Annotated in this window: 2 protein-coding genes; both read left to right on the top strand. The window is 40.3% G+C overall.

The genetic code is table 11. The features are described from left to right. Positions 1-26 precede the first annotated feature (26 nt). On the top strand, positions 27-830 hold the full coding sequence (locus tag JET16_RS29665; RefSeq protein ID WP_199624844.1) for a GNAT family N-acetyltransferase: 804 nt from the start codon (positions 27-29) through the stop codon (positions 828-830). Between the two features lie 251 nt (positions 831-1,081). Next, a complete protein-coding gene (locus tag JET16_RS29660; protein WP_199624843.1) occupies positions 1,082-2,014 on the top strand; it encodes a serine hydrolase domain-containing protein in 933 nt (310 codons plus the stop codon). Positions 2,015-2,892 lie beyond the last annotated feature (878 nt).

The raw sequence follows: 2,892 nt of genomic DNA, 5'->3' as shown, positions 1-2,892 counted from the left end.
GCGGACAACCCCTACGGGGTTCGTGAATGCGAGAGACGTTAAGTGAAATTCCGCAAAAGATTGGAGATGAGAGCATGATCGAGGTAGTAGATATTACTTCGGAAAACATACAAGAAAAAGGATTTTTTTGTATGAGAAGCAAACCGAAATCAGAAGGCTATCAAAGTAAACTTACATGGCTTCTCAATAGATTTCAGGATGGATTAAAGCTTAAAGTGCTCGAAGACAACGGACATCCAAAAGGATTTATCGAATATATACCAATTGAAAATAGTTGGCGAGGCGTTAAGGGTTCCAATTATCTGCTTATTCATTGTATGTGGATTGTAGGAAAAGCAAAAGGGAAGGGTTATGGTTCGAAACTATTGTTGGACTGTATTGAAGACGCAAAATTACATAACAAATCAGGAGTAGCTATGGTAGCAAGTAGCCAAACTTGGTTAGCAGATAAAGATTTTTTCATTAAAAACGGATTTGAATCTGTTGAACAAGCACCACCGTGTTTTGAACTAATAGTAAAGAAATTTAATGATCATCAAGTTATTCCCAAATTTAATCATGGTTGGGAAGAACGAGCAAGTAAATATCGCGATGGAATAACAATACTGAAATCAGATCAATGTCCTTATATACACGATGCTGTCGAAACAATATTAGAAGTTGCAGCAGAAAGAGGTATTAATTCAAAAGTAATAGATATTGATAATTCGAATGCAGCACAGTTTGCTGCATCTGCATATGGAACATTTAATGTGATTTATAATGGTAAATTGCTTACCTATCATCCTATTAACAAGAGAGAACTCCACAAAAAGCTTGATCAAGCATAATCGAAGAAGTGCGGAACATCACTTAACACCGCATTCACGTATCGGGGCATACGCCCCTCGGGTTCAGCCCCAGTCGTAAGGGATACGACTGGAAGGCAATTCACCACATCCTTTCTGACTAAGCGCATCGCGCCCAGTGAACCCTGACCATAAGATAAGAGCTATCTAATGGTCAGAATTCACTTTAAGTCAGAAAGGCGTCGTGAATGCTACAACGTTAGATGAAATAATATGCAAATAAGGATGAGAGAATGAATTCAAATATACCTAATGAATTTGAACGAGCAATAAAAAAAGTAAAGATTAAAAGCTGTCTAATTATGAGGGAAGATAGCTTAGTCTTTGAATATTACAAAAATAGAAAAATAGAAATTAATCCTCAAAAAATCAATTCGTGCACTAAAAGTATTTTATCAATACTTATTGGTATTGCACTTGATAAGGGATATATAAAAAGTATTTCAGAACCAGTTTGTAGTTATTTTCCAGAAATCAATAGGCTAGAAGATACTAGAAAACGATACATCACTATTGAAGATTTGCTTACAATGTCGGCGGGATTTGACTGGCCAGAATTCGGTGAATGGAATTGTTTCGCCCCAATGGTATTTAGTTCAGACATTGTAAAATATGTGTTTGAGAGAGATCTCCAAGATAACCGAGGGGTAAAAATGAATTACAATTCTGGTTGTTCGCACGTGTTAACAGCGATCTTGCAGAAGACTACAGGAATGAAAGCTATAGAGTTTGCAAATCTTCATCTGTTCAGACCTTTAGGAATCACGAAAACGAATTGGTTCGAAGACAGTAAAGGTATTAACCGAGGTGCAGACGGCTTGACTATGACCACTATTGATATGTTAAAGATAGGGACTTTGTTTTTGCATGAGGGAGACTGGAAAAACAGCCGTATTGTTTCATCAGACTGGTTGAAGAAATCTACACAACCTTATTATTTAACTTATGAATCTATTGGTTATTATGCTTACCATTGGTGGGTAAGAAACCTAAATATGAACACTGCAGAAACAAGTAGGACAGAAATGATTTTTGCTTTGGGGTTTGGTGGTCAATATATATGTGTAATACCTAGATTGAGTATGGTTATTGCAATAACTAGTGAGATATATGAGGACTCGTTGAAACCATTAAGAATACTTGAGGAATTCCTTATTAATTTATAGGAGGGTGGATTCGAAGAAGGCATATTACTTCATCTAACACCGCATTCACGCATCGGGCTTACGCCCTCGGTCCGCAGAAGTGATCTCGGGGAAGCGGGAGCTNTCCTTATTAATTTATAGGAGGGTGGATTCGAAGAAGGCATATTACTTCATCTAACACCGCATTCACGCATCGGGCTTACGCCCTCGGTCCGCAGAAGTGATCTCGGGGAAGCGGGAGCTGCGGACAACCCTGCACCACCTAACCGCATCGCGGCCGGTGAACTGGGAGGCTAAGATAGGAGCTATCTAAGCCTCCCAGTCCCCCTTAAGGTGGTGAGGGTTCGTGAATGCAAGAACGTTATCTGAAAGATCTGAAAAAATAAAGTAAAAGAAAAATTAGTGGTTAATTGTCGGTAGATGAATTTTGGTGCATGCAATAATCAAATTCAAGCAGAAATAAAAGACGAGTTGTGGGCTAAGCAGAGAAGCAGGGGTAAAAGATGAGTTGTAGGCCAAAGCAGAGAAGCAGAAGTAAAAGACGAGTTGCGGGAGAAGCAGAGAAGCAGAAGTAAAAGACGAATTGCGGGCTAAGCAGTGAAGCAGAAGCAAAATTGCGAGTTAATCAAAGAAGCAATAGTAAGGAAGAGATGGGTAAATCGGTAATGAAAGGCAAGCGTTATCGGTTGGTCATGGAGGAAGGAAGTAAGCAACTCGAAGATGTCAGATCCTTCGGATAACACCGCATTCACGCGTCGGGCCGGCTTACGCCGTCCCTCGGTCCGCAAGAAGAATTTTCGGAGAAGCGGATTCAGCGGACAACCCTGCACCGACTAACCGCGTCGCGGCCGCCCCAATGGGGCTTAAGTCGGTGAGGGTTCGTGAATGCAAGAGACGTT

The organism is Paenibacillus alkalitolerans (assembly GCF_016482785.1).
In the GTDB taxonomy this organism is placed as follows: Bacteria; Bacillota; Bacilli; order Paenibacillales; family YIM-B00363; genus Paenibacillus_AE; species Paenibacillus_AE alkalitolerans.
This window is presented reverse-complemented; position numbering and strand designations above follow the sequence as displayed.

Excerpts from the sequence above, each read along its gene's own strand:
- JET16_RS29665 (WP_199624844.1), top strand. The coding sequence starts at position 27 with ATGCGAGAGACGTTAAGTGAAATTCCGCAAAAGATTGGAGATGAGAGC.
- JET16_RS29660 (WP_199624843.1), top strand. The coding sequence starts at position 1,082 with ATGAATTCAAATATACCTAATGAATTTGAACGAGCAATAAAAAAAGTA.